This is a genomic window from Chitinophaga japonensis (assembly GCF_007830125.1).
Taxonomy (GTDB): Bacteria; Bacteroidota; Bacteroidia; order Chitinophagales; family Chitinophagaceae; genus Chitinophaga; species Chitinophaga japonensis.
Map to the genome: position 1 here is coordinate 1791470 of NZ_VLLG01000003.1, position 15135 is coordinate 1806604.

Below are 15135 nucleotides of genomic sequence, written 5' to 3' on the forward strand. Positions count from 1 at the left end.
GCGGGCGGCAAGATAGTGAAAAGTGAATTGTTATTCACAGGTCGCCATTCACTATTGCAGGCAGCCGGCAGCGGTCAGCACACTGTCTCCCTGGGTAGCCAGCGACATGCCGGAAAGGTAGCTGTGCACATCCGTACCGGGCAGATCATAATATAGTACGATCCCGTAATGCTCGTCCACCGTGCGTTGGGCCAGCGAAGTAGCCTGGGCCTTGGAAGTGTGGTTGATCCAGATAGCGCCGGGGCCTAGCTGGCTGCGGTCCATGCCGGCAAAGGAGGGCGGGGACCAGGTGCCGTAATAGGGATTCCAGGCGTAATTGATAAAATCGCCGGTCTTTTGGCCGTTCCAGGAGGAGCGGACGGCCGCCGGGCCGATATTGTACAGGGAGATGATCTTGTCCGGCATAAGCTTGCGCAACTCGTCCAGCAGCAGGATAAAGGAGCTGTCATTAGGCTGGGGCAGCCCGTTCTGGCCGTATTTGGCATACTCGTCATCAAAGTCAATACCGTCCAGGCCATAGGTGGTTACCGCATGGCTGAGCTGCTGCGCAAAATCCCTGGCGGCGGCCCGGCTGGTAAAGTTGGCAAACCCCGCGCCCTGGTGGTTGCCCAGGACAGACAGCAGCACCTTGATGCCCTTGTCCTGCAGGGGCTGAATAAACGCGGCCCGGTTGCCCAGCACCTGCGTCACATTGGGATTGTGGTACAGCACCGCTTTGCCGGCCTGCGCATCATAATTGATATTGGAGGCAAAAATGATGGCGATGTCAAAGAAAGGCTCGCCGCCTGTTTTCAGGGTATAGCAGCCGGCATTGGCAAGATGGTGGTTGTTCACCTCGATGTATACCACGTTCAGGGGGCCGGTTTTGGCGGGGGGGCCAGGATTGGCGCCGGTAGTGTCCGGTTCTTGTTCCGGCTGTGCGGGAGTGCCGGTTTGCTCTTTTTTACAGGCGCTGCCGGCAGTGCATAGCAGCAAGGCTAACAACGGGAGCAGCCAATGGTTATTTTTCATGAGAGGGAGTTTTGTGCGAATAAATATACGAACGAAAAAGGAATGTACGGATGTACGTACCAGTTGATGTGCGGATACATGATATGCTACTTTTTTCTTTCCTTTGCACCCATCTGACCGCTTAAAAAAATATATCAAGAGATGAAACTAGACATATTAGCAATAGCCGCCCACCCGGACGATGTAGAGCTGTCCTGCGCCGGCACCCTGATGGTGCACGCGGCGCAAGGCATGCAGGTAGGCGTGGCAGATCTTACCCGGGGAGAGCTGGGCACGCGCGGCACCCCGGAAACGCGGGCGCAGGAAGCACAGGACGCCGCCGCGGTAATGGGGCTGGCAGTGCGCGACAACCTGGGCCTGGCAGACGGCTTCTTCCGGAATGAAAGGGCGGAACAACTGGCCGTTATTACGGCTATACGAAAATACCAGCCGGACATTGTGCTGGCCAATGCCATTGATGACCGGCACCCGGATCATGGCCGCGCGGCCAAACTGATAGCAGACAGTTGCTTTATGGCCGGGCTGCGTAAAATTGAGACCACGCACAACGGACAGGCCCAGCAGGCCTGGCGTCCCAGGCAGGTGTACCACTTCCTGCAGGACCGCTACCACCGGCCGGACCTGGTGGTGGATATCAGCTCCGTGATGGAGCGCAAGCTGGACGCCATCCGCTGCTTCAAGACCCAGTTCCTGGCGCCGGAGGAAGAGCAGTTGCAGACCTACATCTCATCGCCCGCTTTTTTTGAGAGTGTGATCTACCGTTCCAAAATGCTGGGTAAAATGGTAGGGGTGGCTTACGCAGAAGGTTATACGAGCGCCAAAGCCATCGGGGTCAGGAATTTTGCTGACCTGATCAATGAAGTAACTTAAAGAGGTATAAATACCGAATTCCAAATTCCAAATACCAAATTCCAAAATGGACCACATCTGCCCTGAACTACCGGCAGACTGCAGTTGATGTCAGCCACATCTACCAATTTTGGAATTTGGTATTTGGAATTTGGAATTTGCTCTGATTTGGTATTTGAATTTTTCAACTATGAAACTTTTCTATCTCTGTTGTTTCCTCCTGCTTTGCCAGGCTGCTTTTGCCCAGCAGGAAGACAGGCGCCTGGCGGCAAAGCTGCGCCCCCTGCTGGCGCGGCACCACGGCATTGCCGGCATTTATGTGCACCACCTCAAAACAAACAGGGTAGTGGCCATTAATGCGGATACGCTGTTCCCCACGGCCAGCACCATCAAAGTGCCTATCATGATCGGCATCTTCGACAGGATTGAAAAGGGAGAGCTGCAGTACCGCCAGCCCCTGGTGTACCGGGACTCCCTGTTGTACGAGGGGGAGGACATACTCGGTTCCTTTAAAGACGGGGAAAAGATCGGGCTGGACAAGGTAATGATGCTGATGTTGACCATGAGCGACAATACGGCCAGCCTCTGGCTCCAGTCCCTGGCCGGCGGCGGGCAGCAGATCAATGCCTGGCTGGAGGCGCAGGGCTTTACCCATACCCGGGTCAACAGCCGCACCCCGGGCCGGGAGGAAAACCGCCGGCAGTATGGTTGGGGGCAGACCACACCCCGGGAAATGGCCCGCCTCCTGGAAATGATCTATAAAGGGGAGGTGGTGAGCAAAGCCGCCAGCGAGCGGATGTACCGCAACCTGACCCGCAACTACTGGGACACGGAAGGGCTGTTGCAGGTGCCGCCGGGGGTGAGAACGGCCTCCAAGAACGGTGCGGTCAATGCCTCGCGGTCCGAGGTGGTGATGGTAAACGCCCCGCACGGGGATTATGTGTACAGTATTATTACAAAAGAGAACCAGGATCAGCGCTGGGAGCGGGATAACGAAGCCTGGGAGTTGCTGCGCAGGGTGGCTGGGCTGATCTGGCAGCATTATGAAGGTAAGGGCAAATGGATGCCCGACCCTGCGTTAGGGCAGTTTTAATACGGATAATGGTACCTGTGAAGGCCATTAGATGAACAGATCCTGGGTAGCGTCAAATTCATCCTGTCTGCTGATACTGTTTTTGATAAACGGGATCAAAGCAAGGCCCACCGTAATGATCACCAGAAGTACATGCTTAAGTTTCATTCGTCAGTATTTATCGTTCAAAGGCCCTTATGGAACCTCTCCGCCGGCTGGCGGACCGGTTTCATACCTGCCCGGTTTTTTCCAAGTTCTCTAAGTATAACTAAATAACGTGCCAAAATGTTACGACTTTAGCGCCCGCTGAAAGGTATGCTAAACGCGGGTTTAGCAATACCGCGCCAGATCGTGGCCTGGCGCGGGCCTATATGGGTTGTCTATGAGAGGGTGTGCAAGGTATAGATATTATCAATACCTTATCTTGAAAATCTATTTGATTAATTATGGCCGGACACGCAATTTTGCACCTGGTTTAAAATGCGTGGATGTTACGCAAAGCAAGGTATTAAGATCGTCAATTCAAAAAACAAGTATACAGTATGAAGAATGTTATTTTATCCGTAGGGTCACAGTTCCCGGAGTTCAAGAAAGCATCCGTTATATCTACAGAGAAAGGCAAAGAGTTCTATGACCTGTCTTCCGAGGAGATCAGGAATTCCGGCAAATGGTTGGTAATGTTCTGGTGGCCTAAGGATTTCACCTTTGTTTGCCCGACCGAGATAGCTGAGTTTAACAAGCACTACCAGGACTTCGCCGACCGCGACGCCATCCTGGTGGGCGCCTCTACCGATAGCGAATTTGTGCACCTGGCCTGGAGAAAGGACCATGAAGACCTGCGCAACCTGCAGTTCCCGATGCTGGCTGATACTTCCAAAACCCTGGCTGAAGAACTGGGTATCCTGGAAGCCAACGAAAAAGTGGCCTACCGCGCTACTTTTATCGTAGACCCTGAAGGTATCGTACGCTGGGTATCCCTGTACGACCTGAACGTGGGACGTAACGTAAAAGAAGTGCTGCGCGTGCTGGACGCCCTGCAGACAGACGAGCTGTGCCCCTGCAACTGGCAGAAAGGCGAAGCTACGCTGACCGCCTAAGCAGCGGCGCCATTGAAACAGCCGCTTGCCCGGCGCTTTTATTTTAATTAAGATCAATTTTCAATAGCGGGCAATTGGTAGCTTGCAGCCCTCACCGGCAATGAACGGACGCGGGGCTGCAAGCTGCTGGTTGCCCGCTGTCATTAAAATCACTACAACTATGTTTGCAACAACCAATAATGATACGGCCATCCAACTATTACAGGCCATCGGGCTGAGCGAAGCCGCTTTGTCCGGCCACCTGCAGGCCTTGGTCACCACGGATGCCCGCTACCTGAAGGACCTGAAGATCAATGTGACCAATGCCCTGGGAGCCGCCACCCTTACCAAAAAGGAGGCTTACCTGGTAGGCCTGGCCGTGGCGGTGAATGAGAAGCAGGCCGCCCTGCAGACCGCCTTTGAGGCGCTGGCCCGGCAGGAAGGCGCTACGGACAAGGAAGTGGCGGAAACCATTAGCTGCACTTCCCTGATGAACACCAACAACGTGTTCTACCGTTTCCGTCACTTTGTGAACAAGGAATTCTATAATACCACGCCTGCCGGCATCCGCATGAGCATTATGGCCAACCCGGTGCTGGGTAAGGAGTTCTTCGAGCTGCTGAGCCTCGTGATCTCCGCCCTGAACGGCTGCGAGATGTGCGTGACCTCCCACGAGGAGGCCCTGCTGAAGCATGGTACTGAGCAGCAGCGGATCCTGGATGCTGTAAGGCTGGGCGCCGTGCTGCGGAGCGTAGTAGTGCTGCTGTAATATGCGGCGGTGTGAATAGGCTGGTGCGCCGGTGATGGAAAAATGAAGCAATGTGGATAAGTAAAAACAGCAATAATTATAAATAACTGGATATCAGGTAATTGTTGATCATTAGCGCATCGGCGCACCAGCATATTGGCACATTCACACTGGGTTGTTAATAAAATCACATAATAATATTTGCGAAATCCATAAAAAAATTGGACTTTTGCAGTCCAAAATTTTTTCGATCATGGCAAGAGTATGTCAGGTGACAGGAAAGAAGCCGATAACAGGTCACCATGTTTCCTTCTCTAATATCAAAACAAAGAGAAGATTTCTGCCCAACCTGCAGAAAAAGCGTTTTTTCCTGGCGGAAGAAGACCGCTGGATATCCTTGAAAGTGTCTGCGGACGGCTTGAGGACGATCAATAAAAGAGGTTTGTATGCAGTAGTGAAGGAATTGCGTGCAGCCGGGCAGGAAATCTAATTACGGAATTCACTAATTGTATATACAATGGCAAAGAAAGGTAACAGGGTGCAGGTTATACTGGAATGTACCGAGCATAAGAACTCTGGACAGCCGGGTACTTCCCGTTATATCACCAACAAGAACAAAAAGAACACTCCGGAGCGCCTGGAGCTGAAAAAGTACAATCCTATTCTGAGGAAGGTAACTGTACACAAAGAGATTAAATAACCTGATTTCAAGACCTTCAGGACCCGGCAGGTTTCCAAAACCCGCCAGGTCCCGGAGATAAATCTATAAACCAATGGCAAAACAAGCTAAAACCGCGATCAAGAAAGATAACAAGGGTGGTGCTGACTCCAAGGTATGGACCAAAGTGATCAAAGCGGTACGTTCTCCCAAGTCCGGTGCCTATACCTTTAAAGAAGCCATCGTGCACAAGGACAAGGTACAGGAGTACATGAACCAAAAGTAATTCGGCTTTACTAGATCATACTGCACAGAAGCTGTCCCGTTCTTTACGGACAGCTTTTTGTGTTTGTAACCTGTCCGCTTTATCTTATTTTCGTTCATCAAAATCCTGGTGTCGTGTCAATTGTGCAATGCCGTACAGTGCATGACGCTGTGGGCCGGAACTGTAGCGACGGTCTAAAATCATCATTATGAGCTTTTTTAATAAACTATTCTCCAGGGAAAAGAAGGAAAGCCTGGACCAGGGATTGCAGAAGACCAAAGAGAGCTTTCTTACCAAGATAGGAAGGGCGGTGGCCGGTAAATCTACCGTGGACACCGAGGTGCTGGACAACCTGGAGGAAGCCCTGGTATCCGCCGACGTGGGCGTGGATACCACCGTGCAGATCATAGACCGCATTGAAAAAAGAGTGGCAAAAGATAAATACCTGGGAGCCAGCGAGTTGAACAGGATATTGCAAGAAGAAATTGCAGCCTTGCTGGTGGAAGCGCCGGACAGCGGCTTCCGGGACTTCGAAACACCGGAAGGCAAAAAGCCTTATGTGATCATGGTAGTGGGCGTGAACGGCGTAGGCAAGACCACCACCATCGGTAAACTGGCCTATAACTACAAAAAGGCCGGCAAGTCCGTGCTGCTGGGGGCTGCGGATACCTTCAGGGCCGCGGCGGTAGACCAGTTAACAGTATGGAGCGAGCGGGCCGGCGTACCTATTGTAAAGCAGCAGATGGGCTCCGACCCCGGCGCCGTAGCCTTTGATACCGTACAGAGCGGGGTGGCCCGCAATGCGGACGTTATCATTATAGACACCGCCGGCCGCCTGCACAACAAAGCCCACCTCATGGAAGAGCTGAGCAAGATCAAGCGTGTCATGAAAAAAATGATCCCGGACGCCCCGCACGAGGTGCTGCTGGTGCTGGACGGTTCTACCGGGCAGAATGCCCTGGAGCAGGCCCGGCAGTTTACCGCAGCCACGGAAGTGACCGCCCTGGCTATCACCAAGCTGGATGGCACTGCCAAGGGCGGCGTGGTGCTGGCCATTGCCCACCAGTTTAAAATACCCGTCAAATATATTGGCATCGGGGAGAAAATGGAGGACCTGCAGGTGTTTGACAAAGAGGAGTTCGTAGACTCGCTTTTCAGTATAAAAAACTGATTACCAGTCTGATGTGAGTGTTGTGTGCAGGTGTTGTTGAAGTGTGGCGCCCAAATGATGGAACGTATTTACCTTTTACAACATCACAACACCAACATATGAACATCGTCGCTATAGACCGGGTGGACGAGATTGCGCCCGATGCTTTCCGGCAACAATATTATGAGCCGCGGAAGCCACTGGTGATCACAGGCCTGAGCCGGCAATGGCCCGCCAGGGAAAAATGGACCTGGGAGCACTTCAAGTCCATCGTAGGTGACCAGACAGTAGGTGTTTACAACAATGAAAGGGCAGGGGCCGGCACTCCCGTAAACGGTGCGGACAACTACATCCGGTTTGGCGATTACCTGGATATGATCCAGCAGGGCCCCGTTACCCTCCGCATTTTCCTCTTTAACATTTTCCGGTACGCGCCTGACATTGTGCAGGATTTTACCTGGCCGGACCACCTGGTAAAAGGCCTGCTCCGGAAGTACCCCATGCTGTTTGTGGGTGGCGCCGGCTCCGTGGCGCACATGCATTACGACATTGACCTCTCGCACATTTTCCATACCCAGTTCCTGGGCCGCAAAAGGGTGCTGCTGCTGGAGAACAACCAGTCGCCCTACATTTACCGCATGCCCTTTACGGTGGAAAGCGCCGCCAGCTTCGTGGACTGGCACAAGGCGCTGGACACCGAACAGTTTCCCGCGCTCAAATACGCCAACGGGTACACGACCATCCTGCACCACGGCGATACCCTGTTCATGCCGGGCGGCTACTGGCATCATATGGAGTATATGGACAGCGGCTTTGCCATGAGCCTGCGCGCCCTGGACCAGCGCCTGTCCGGCAAGCTGAACGGACTTTACCACATTGTCGGCCTGCGGGGCATGAACAACCTGCTGATCCGCCTGGCTCCCCAATGGTGGTACCACTACAAGCGCAGGATGGCCCACCGGAATGCGCAGCGCGTGCTGCGCAATTAATAATGAATAATTAATAATGAATAATCGGCAGCAAGTGTGACAGGCTGTATATTCGTGTCATAATTATTCATTATTAATTATTAACTGTTAATTTTTTTTGGTAATTTTGCACCTTCTTGTATAAGCCCCCACTAAGGCAAAGTCACATACAGTAAGTCTGCTGTTTTTATTTGTTCGTGTCTTGAATGTCTTCGTGGCGGTAACCCAACCGGCAAATGAAGACTAAAACACTAAAGAAAGACAAGGTTAACATTATTACATTAGGTTGTTCCAAGAATATGGTAGATTCAGAGGTGCTCAGCGGCCAGTTAAAGGCCAATGAGATCGATGTAGTGCATGAGAGCGCCCGGAAGGACCATAACATTGTGGTGGTGAATACCTGCGGCTTTATTGACAAGGCCAAGGAAGAATCCATCAATACCATCCTGGAGCAGGTGGAGCTGAAAGAGCGGGGCCGGCTGGACAAAGTGTATGTAACCGGCTGCCTGAGCGAACGTTACCGTGGCGACCTGGAGCAGGAAATACCCGGTGTGGACGCCTGGTTTGGCACCATGGAGCTGCCGCTGATACTGAAGCAGTTTGACGCGGATTATAAAGCCGAGCTGCTGGGAGAGCGCCTGCTAAGCACGCCCAAGCATTATGCTTACCTGAAGATAGCCGAAGGCTGCAACCGTACCTGTTCCTTCTGCGCTATTCCGCTGATGCGGGGCGGGCATGTGTCCAAACCCATTGAGGCCATTGTGCAGGAAGCGGAAAAGCTGGTGCGCGCAGGCGTAAAGGAAGTGATGCTGATAGCGCAGGAGCTTACCTATTACGGCCTGGACCTGTACAGGGAGCGCCGGCTGGCGGACCTGCTGAAAGCGCTGGCCGCCGTACCGGGACTGGAATGGATCCGGCTGCACTATGCCTACCCGCACAAGTTCCCCATGGACGTGCTGGACGTAATGCGGGAGCATCCCAATATCTGCAACTACCTGGACATGCCGCTGCAGCATGCGGCAGACAACATGCTGAAAGCCATGAAAAGGCAGATCACCCGGGTGGAAATGGAAGACCTCATTCACGCTATCCGCGAAAAGGTGCCCGGCATCTGCCTGCGCACCACGCTGATCACCGGTTTTCCCGGGGAGACCCTGGAAGACGTGGAAGAGCTGAAGCGCTTCCTGGAAGCCATGCGCTTTGACCGGGTAGGCATCTTCACCTACAGCCATGAGGAAGGCACCAGCGCCTATGCCCTGGAGGATAACATCCCCGCCGAAGAAAAGGAGAGAAGGGCGCAGGAGATCATGGAAGTGCAGCAGGAAATATCTTATGAAAAGAACCAGGAAAAAATAGGCCAGGTACTGAAAGTGATCGTGGATAAGAAAGAATCCGGCCGCTACCTGGCACGTACTGAATTTGACTCCGTAGAGGTGGACAACGAGGTGATCATCAATACCAGCAAGCGCCTGCAACCCGGCGATTTTGTTCAGGTAAGGATCACCAAAGCGTTTGATTACGACCTGGAAGGAGAATTACTATAGAATATAGCTCCCGACGGAGCTGGTTAAAGCAAATCAATGACTACATTTGAATCACTGGGCCTACAGGAGCCCATTTTAAAAGGAATCCAGGACCTGGGATTTATTGCACCTACACCCATACAGGAAAAAGCCATCCCCGTACTGCTGACCGGCGACCGGGACTTTGTGGGACTGGCGCAGACGGGCACGGGTAAAACGGCCGCATTCGGCCTGCCCCTGCTGCAGCAACTGGATGTAAAACGCAGACAGCCGCAGGGCCTTGTGCTGTGCCCCACCCGCGAGCTGTGCCTGCAGATCACCAATGACCTGAAGAATTTCAGCAAATACCTGGGAGAAGTAAGCGTGGTAGCCGTATATGGCGGCGCCAGCATTGTACAGCAGTTGCGCGAGCTGAAAAGAGGCGCGCATGTGGTAGTGGCCACCCCCGGCCGCCTGCTGGACATTATAGACCGTGGCGCGGTTAATTTTGAGCATGTGCGCTATGCCGTACTGGATGAGGCGGATGAAATGCTGAACATGGGTTTCCAGGAGGATATCAATAACATATTGTCCAAAACCCCGCAAACCAAGACCACCTGGCTGTTCTCCGCCACCATGCCCCAGGAGGTGCGCCGCATTGCGCAGAACTACATGACAGATCCCTTTGAGCTGACAGTAGGCAACAAGAACAGCGGTAACGCCAATATCGAGCATGAATACTACGTGGTGCGCCCGCGTGAAAAATATGCCGCGCTGAAGCGTATCGTGGACTACAACCCGGAGATATTCGGCATCGTCTTTACCCGCACCAAGATAGAATCACAGGAGATCGCAGAATCCCTGATCCGCGACGGCTACAATGCCGATGCGCTGCATGGCGACCTTACCCAGCAGCAGCGTGACAAGGTGATGAAACGTTTCCGTGAAAAGTCCCTGCAGGTGCTGGTAGCTACGGATGTGGCGGCACGCGGTATCGATGTGGACAATGTTACCCACGTGATCAACTACGAACTGCCCGATGATGTGGAGAACTACACCCACCGCAGCGGCCGTACCGCCCGTGCAGGTAAATCAGGCATATCAATTGCTATTATCACCAACAGGGATATAGGGAAGATACGCCAGATAGAAAGGGTGATCGGTAAGAAGTTCATCAAGGCCGAAGTGCCGGATGGCTTTGCGGTATGCGAAAAGCAACTTTTTGGCCTGGTGCACAAGGTGCATAACGTAACCGTGAACGAGGAGCAGATAGAGCCCTACCTGGAGCGGATATACGAAGAGTTCCAGGACATGAGCAAGGAAGAGCTGATCAAGCGCTTTGCCTCCCTGGAGTTCAACGAGTTCCTGGAGTATTACAAGGACGCCCCGGACCTGAACGTGAAAGAGGAAAGACGCTCCTCCTACGAAGGCGGCGGCATGAGCTTCCGCGGCACCGGCAAATTCACCCGGCTGTTTATCAACCTGGGCTCCGTGGATGATTTTTCACGTGGCGACCTGTTGCGCTTCCTCTGCGATACCAGCGGGGTGCGCGGCAACAAGATAGGCCGTATAGACCTGAAGGGCGTGTACTCCTTCTTTGAAGTGGAGAATGATGTGGTGGAGAAATTTGTACAGGGATTCAAAAAAGCCGAACATAATGGACGCAGCGTACGTATTGAAATGTCGCAGGACGGCGATAAGCGCCGGGGAGGCAGCAATGGCCGTTCCTTCGGAGACGGTGGCGGCAGGAAGTACGGTGCACCCAGGCCCGGCTTTAAAAAGCGATATTAAGTACATATATAGGGAAACGGAAAATAAAAAGTCCTCCTGGTGCAGCCGGGAGGACTTTTTTCGTTATTTTCCACCTGAGAAACAACGCAGCCGTTTCCCGGAACTGAACAACTGTAATCCAGCAAGCCGATGTCAATTGAAGGATACCGCCCATTGCCGCCTGTAGCGCCTTTCTCGCTGTTTTCAGCGAAAGATGTAGAACTGTTCCAGGCCGGCACACATGAACGCCTGTACGAGAAATTCGGCGCCCACACCCTGGAGTACGAAGGGGAGAAGGGCACCTACTTTGCCGTATGGGCCCCGCACGCCGCCTATGTTTCCGTAATAGGTGATTTCAATAACTGGGACCGGTATACGCATACCTTGTTTCCGCGCTGGGACCATTCCGGCATCTGGGAAGGTTTTGTGCCGCATGTAAAAAAAGGCGCTTTATACAAATTCTTTATCCGCGCCCGTTCCGGCGAGGAGCTGTACAAGGGCGACCCCTTTGCCCGCTACTGGGAGCTGCGGCCCAACACGGCCTCCATTACCTGGGAGCTGGATTACCACTGGAAGGACAGGAAATGGATGGAGCGCCGCCACCAGCACAACAGCCTCCAAAGCCCCTTTTCTGTATACGAAGTGCACCTGGGCTCCTGGCGCAGGCCGGACCCGCATAACCACGAAGTATTCTATTCCTACCGCGAAATTGCGGACATGCTGGTGCCTTATGTAAAGGAAATGGGCTTTACCCATATAGAGCTGATGCCGGTAGGGGAGCATCCTTTTGACGGCTCCTGGGGATACCAGCAGACCGGCTACTATGCGCCTACTTCCCGCTACGGCACCCCACAGGATTTTATGGCGCTGGTAGATGCTTTTCACCATGAAGGCATCGGCGTGATACTGGACTGGGTGCCTTCCCACTTCCCTTATGATGCGCACGGCCTGTACCGCTTTGACGGATCGCATGTGTATGAGTACGAGGATATGCGCAAAGGCTTTCACCCGGACTGGAACAGCTACATCTTTAATTACAGCCGCAACGAGGTAAAAAGCTTCCTGCTTAGCAATGCCATTTACTGGCTGGATAAATACCATGTGGACGGGCTGCGGGTAGATGCCGTAGCCTCCATGATACACCTGGACTATTCCCGCAACGCGGGCGGCTGGGTGCCCAATGAGCAGGGCGGCCGGGAGAACCTGGAGGCCATCGCCTTCTTAAAGCACCTGAACGAAAGGGTTTACCATTTATTCCCCGACACGCAGACCATCGCGGAAGAGTCTACCTCCTTTTACGGTGTGTCCCGCCCCACCTTTATGGGAGGGCTGGGCTTTGGCATGAAATGGATGATGGGCTGGATGAACGATACGCTGGACTATTTCAAGAAGGACCCGCTGCACCGCAAATGGCACCAGGATCAGCTAACCTTCAGCATTATGTACGCCTTCAGCGAAAATTTCATGCTGCCCCTGAGCCATGACGAAGTGGTGCACGGCAAATCGCCCCTGGTGTATAAAATGCCGGGCGACGACTGGCAGAAATTCGCCAACCTGCGCCTGCTGTTCGGCTACATGTTTACCCACCCCGGCACCAAGCTGCTGTTCATGGGCGACGAGTTTGGCCAGACACAGGAATGGAACTACCGCTCCGAACTGGCCTGGCACCTGCTGCAGCATCCCACCCACCTGGGTGTACAGCACTTTGTAAAGGCCCTGAACCACCTGTACCGGGCTGAGCCGGCCCTGTACCAGCAGCAATTTGACCCTGCCGGTTTTGAATGGGTGAACGCCAGCGATTATGATAACAGTGTGCTGGCTTACCTGCGCAAGGGCACAGGCCCCAAAGATACCCTGCTGATCGTCCTCAATATGACCCCCATAGCAAGGGAAGGTTACCACCTGGGTATTCCCATGAGCGGCACCTGGCGGGAAATACTGAACAGCGACGACCCGCAGTATTACGGCAGCGGGGTGCAGAACACGGCCACCCTGAAGGCGCAGGAGCAACCCTACCAGGGAAAGGACCACACCCTCACCCTGCGCATACCACCGTTAGGGGTGACTATTCTCAAAAGAATGTAAGCTTCAAATTCCAGGTTCTAAATCCCAAATTCCAAATTCCAAATCCCAAACCGGGACGTACTTGTTCAATTGAAAGTAGCGTTGCTTTTACTTTTGCCACTATTTCCCCTTTGGGATTTGGGATTTGGATTTTTTTCTCCCTTTTTTTTAAACTTTCTTTAACATTTCCCATCCAAACACTGCGTTTTGGCGAGGGCGGCAATACTATGGAAGGACGGCAAAACGTTTTATTATACTGTGCCAGCAAATTGAAAGACCAAAAAATCCAATAATCACTTAAAACCATTCATTTATGAAAAGCTACTTCGGGCGCCTGCGATGGCCGTTGGCATTCCTCGCGATGGTAACCGTGGCGATCTATGCCTGCCAGAAGGACGGTTCCACCGAACCGGGCCCCAATGCCGACGAACAAAAACTAAGCATTTACATGTCCGACGATCCGGGTTTCTTTGACAATGTATACCTGGATATCCGTAAGGTGGAAGTACTGGTGGATACCTGTACCAGTGGCGATGATGATGATGACGACTGGGACTGGCGGGACCGCTGCTGGTGGGATGAGGACCGGCGTGGCGGGAAGGATACCTGCGAGGTATGGGATTCCCTGGCCGTGAGCCCCGGCGTGTATGACATCCTTTCCCTGCGGAACGGCGCAGATACCCTGCTGGCCGGCGGCATTGTGCCCCGTGGCGTAGTAAAGAAGATCCGTATCACCCTGGGCGACAACAACTCCCTGGTGAAGGATAGCGTTACCTACCCGTTGACCTCCCCTTCCGGGCAGGTGAAGATCATCATCAAGCTGCGCAGCGACGACTGGGATGAAGTGGCCAGCGGAGATTTCCGCCTGTGGCTGGACTTTGACCTGAACCGCTCCATTGTAAAGGTGTGGAACGGCAAGTTTATCCTGAAGCCGGTGATCAAAGTATACACCCTGAAGCTGACGGGCAGCATCTCCGGCAAGGTAACGCCGCATGCCGCCTGGCCGGTGATCACCGTGTATAACGACCAGGATACGGGTTTTGCACTGCCCTGGATAGGCGGGGAGTTCAAGGTGCGGGGCCTGAAGCCCGGCAGCTACGACGTATTCATCAACGCCTCCAATGGGTACCGGGATACCACCCTTACCGGCATTACCGTAGAGCGCAACCGGAATACGGAGATCGGCAGGATCACCCTTCGGCAGTAATATTATTGGTATATGCATCAAAGACCTGCCAGGTTTTTAAAACCTGGCAGGTCTTTTTATTTGCATCTTCTGGTATTTGATAGTATATTTATCTTATAAAATATGTTAACGCCCGTTAAACCATATCCTTAACCCGGTAAACTATTCATATGGAAAACCTGAAAAAACGTAGCAGATCAGAAGAACATGTATATACCTATTTCATTTACAGGAGCCTGATGACTTTCTTTATCTTTTGCGCACTGCTGTCCATGTGCTTTTTCACGCTTTATGCTTAAAGCAAACAGGCCACACGGTCTGGTAAACATGATTTCCCAAACCTTGTGGCCTGCTGCCTGTAACTTTGTGGTCAATTGGGTTATGACTGCACTGCACCGCTGTGCTGCTGTGCTTCCTGGCGCTGGCGCCTGCGTCCGTGAGCGGCTTCACCGCCTTTTTTGCCAATGGCCGCCATATGCTCGCGGTTACGGCTCACGGCTTCGCCACCCTTTTTACCGGCCATACGCGCCTCTTCGGAGGAAAATTCATGCGCTACACCCTGCTGGTGCGCTGCACGGCCTCCCATACTGGCTATAGCCTTTTGTTTTTCGCCGTCCATAGCTGCAAACCCACGTAAGCTTTTACGGCGGGGAGCGGATTCCCTGTGCATATCTCTTTCAGTTTCCGTTGTTCCGTTGTTTTCCACTTGCGGGTTTTCATGGGCCACAACGTTTTGCCAGTTTTCTTCCTGGGCCGAGTAGCTGCTTTGCATTGTCATAACATCAGGTTTTAAGGTGTTGAAAATAGTTTCCGTTC

The 15135-nt window shown here is 53.0% G+C and carries 16 protein-coding genes; 13 read left to right on the forward strand and 3 right to left on the reverse strand.

Features of this window, described 5'->3' with window-relative positions:
* Positions 1-51 precede the first annotated feature (51 nt).
* Complete coding sequence (locus tag LX66_RS16310) at positions 52-1011, reverse strand: endo-beta-N-acetylglucosaminidase H (RefSeq protein WP_145715334.1); 960 nt, start codon at positions 1009-1011, stop codon at positions 52-54.
* A 141-nt stretch (positions 1012-1152) separates the two neighbouring features.
* Between LX66_RS16310 and bshB1 the strand changes: the two genes are divergently transcribed.
* The 12 genes from bshB1 to glgB all read left to right on the forward strand — a co-directional run bounded on the left by bshB1 (position 1153) and on the right by glgB (position 13154).
* Entirely contained in the window at positions 1153-1881 is a 729-nt protein-coding gene (gene bshB1 / locus LX66_RS16315; RefSeq protein ID WP_145715336.1) for a bacillithiol biosynthesis deacetylase BshB1, read from the forward strand.
* A gap of 169 nt (positions 1882-2050) precedes the next feature.
* Positions 2051-2953 carry a serine hydrolase gene (locus LX66_RS16320; RefSeq protein WP_145715337.1) on the forward strand — a complete coding sequence of 301 codons (903 nt, stop codon included), beginning with the start codon at positions 2051-2053 and terminating at the stop codon, positions 2951-2953.
* Positions 2954-3474: 521 nt separating this feature from the next.
* Positions 3475-4029 carry a peroxiredoxin gene (locus LX66_RS16325; RefSeq protein ID WP_145715339.1) on the forward strand — a complete coding sequence of 185 codons (555 nt, stop codon included), beginning with the start codon at positions 3475-3477 and terminating at the stop codon, positions 4027-4029.
* Positions 4030-4189: 160 nt separating this feature from the next.
* On the forward strand, positions 4190-4777 hold the full coding sequence (locus tag LX66_RS16330; protein WP_145715341.1) for a carboxymuconolactone decarboxylase family protein: 588 nt from the start codon (positions 4190-4192) through the stop codon (positions 4775-4777).
* 232 nt (positions 4778-5009) lie between these two features.
* Positions 5010-5246 carry a 50S ribosomal protein L28 gene (gene rpmB / locus LX66_RS16335; protein ID WP_145715343.1) on the forward strand — a complete coding sequence of 79 codons (237 nt, stop codon included), beginning with the start codon at positions 5010-5012 and terminating at the stop codon, positions 5244-5246.
* A 27-nt stretch (positions 5247-5273) separates the two neighbouring features.
* Entirely contained in the window at positions 5274-5456 is a 183-nt protein-coding gene (gene rpmG / locus LX66_RS16340; RefSeq protein ID WP_089918539.1) for a 50S ribosomal protein L33, read from the forward strand.
* 73 nt (positions 5457-5529) lie between these two features.
* Positions 5530-5700 (forward strand): DUF4295 family protein, encoded by a 171-nt coding sequence (locus LX66_RS16345; RefSeq protein ID WP_145715345.1) that lies wholly within the window; start codon positions 5530-5532, stop codon positions 5698-5700.
* 187 nt (positions 5701-5887) lie between these two features.
* Positions 5888-6850 carry a signal recognition particle-docking protein FtsY gene (gene ftsY / locus LX66_RS16350; RefSeq protein ID WP_145715346.1) on the forward strand — a complete coding sequence of 321 codons (963 nt, stop codon included), beginning with the start codon at positions 5888-5890 and terminating at the stop codon, positions 6848-6850.
* A gap of 98 nt (positions 6851-6948) precedes the next feature.
* Entirely contained in the window at positions 6949-7818 is an 870-nt protein-coding gene (locus LX66_RS16355) for a cupin-like domain-containing protein (RefSeq protein WP_145715348.1), read from the forward strand.
* Between the two features lie 215 nt (positions 7819-8033).
* Positions 8034-9341 (forward strand): 30S ribosomal protein S12 methylthiotransferase RimO, encoded by a 1308-nt coding sequence (rimO, locus tag LX66_RS16360; protein ID WP_145715350.1) that lies wholly within the window; start codon positions 8034-8036, stop codon positions 9339-9341.
* 36 nt (positions 9342-9377) lie between these two features.
* The gene (locus LX66_RS16365) at positions 9378-11090 is read left to right on the forward strand and encodes a DEAD/DEAH box helicase (RefSeq protein ID WP_244620424.1); all 1713 of its coding nucleotides are present in this window, start codon (positions 9378-9380) and stop codon (positions 11088-11090) included.
* A gap of 129 nt (positions 11091-11219) precedes the next feature.
* Positions 11220-13154, forward strand: a complete 1935-nt coding sequence (glgB, locus tag LX66_RS16370) for a 1,4-alpha-glucan branching protein GlgB (protein WP_145715352.1) — start codon at positions 11220-11222, stop codon at positions 13152-13154.
* Here glgB and LX66_RS16375 read toward each other — a convergent pair.
* The gene (locus LX66_RS16375) at positions 13141-13326 is read right to left on the reverse strand and encodes a hypothetical protein (protein WP_145715353.1); all 186 of its coding nucleotides are present in this window, start codon (positions 13324-13326) and stop codon (positions 13141-13143) included. The genes glgB and LX66_RS16375 overlap by 14 nt on opposite strands.
* Before the next feature lie 120 nt (positions 13327-13446).
* On the opposite strand from LX66_RS16375, the gene LX66_RS16380 reads away from it, so the two are divergent.
* Positions 13447-14340: a DUF4382 domain-containing protein gene (locus tag LX66_RS16380; protein ID WP_145715355.1), complete on the forward strand. Its 894-nt coding sequence runs from the start codon at positions 13447-13449 to the stop codon at positions 14338-14340.
* A 358-nt stretch (positions 14341-14698) separates the two neighbouring features.
* Here LX66_RS16380 and LX66_RS16385 read toward each other — a convergent pair whose 3' ends face one another.
* Entirely contained in the window at positions 14699-15097 is a 399-nt protein-coding gene (locus LX66_RS16385) for a KGG domain-containing protein (protein WP_170232383.1), read from the reverse strand.
* Positions 15098-15135: the final 38 nt, after the last annotated feature.

Bases quoted from the DNA above. Each gene is read 5' to 3' on its own strand.
- LX66_RS16310 (WP_145715334.1), bottom strand. From the start codon at position 1,011: ATGAAAAATAACCATTGGCTGCTCCCGTTGTTAGCCTTGCTGCTATGC.
- bshB1 (WP_145715336.1), top strand. From the start codon at position 1,153: ATGAAACTAGACATATTAGCAATAGCCGCCCACCCGGACGATGTAGAG.
- LX66_RS16320 (WP_145715337.1), top strand. From the start codon at position 2,051: ATGAAACTTTTCTATCTCTGTTGTTTCCTCCTGCTTTGCCAGGCTGCT.
- LX66_RS16325 (WP_145715339.1), top strand. From the start codon at position 3,475: ATGAAGAATGTTATTTTATCCGTAGGGTCACAGTTCCCGGAGTTCAAG.
- LX66_RS16330 (WP_145715341.1), top strand. From the start codon at position 4,190: ATGTTTGCAACAACCAATAATGATACGGCCATCCAACTATTACAGGCC.
- rpmB (WP_145715343.1), top strand. From the start codon at position 5,010: ATGGCAAGAGTATGTCAGGTGACAGGAAAGAAGCCGATAACAGGTCAC.
- rpmG (WP_089918539.1), top strand. From the start codon at position 5,274: ATGGCAAAGAAAGGTAACAGGGTGCAGGTTATACTGGAATGTACCGAG.
- LX66_RS16345 (WP_145715345.1), top strand. From the start codon at position 5,530: ATGGCAAAACAAGCTAAAACCGCGATCAAGAAAGATAACAAGGGTGGT.
- ftsY (WP_145715346.1), top strand. From the start codon at position 5,888: ATGAGCTTTTTTAATAAACTATTCTCCAGGGAAAAGAAGGAAAGCCTG.
- LX66_RS16355 (WP_145715348.1), top strand. From the start codon at position 6,949: ATGAACATCGTCGCTATAGACCGGGTGGACGAGATTGCGCCCGATGCT.
- rimO (WP_145715350.1), top strand. From the start codon at position 8,034: ATGAAGACTAAAACACTAAAGAAAGACAAGGTTAACATTATTACATTA.
- LX66_RS16365 (WP_244620424.1), top strand. From the start codon at position 9,378: ATGACTACATTTGAATCACTGGGCCTACAGGAGCCCATTTTAAAAGGA.
- glgB (WP_145715352.1), top strand. From the start codon at position 11,220: ATGTCAATTGAAGGATACCGCCCATTGCCGCCTGTAGCGCCTTTCTCG.
- LX66_RS16375 (WP_145715353.1), bottom strand. From the start codon at position 13,326: ATGGGAAATGTTAAAGAAAGTTTAAAAAAAAGGGAGAAAAAAATCCAA.
- LX66_RS16380 (WP_145715355.1), top strand. From the start codon at position 13,447: ATGAAAAGCTACTTCGGGCGCCTGCGATGGCCGTTGGCATTCCTCGCG.
- LX66_RS16385 (WP_170232383.1), bottom strand. From the start codon at position 15,097: ATGACAATGCAAAGCAGCTACTCGGCCCAGGAAGAAAACTGGCAAAAC.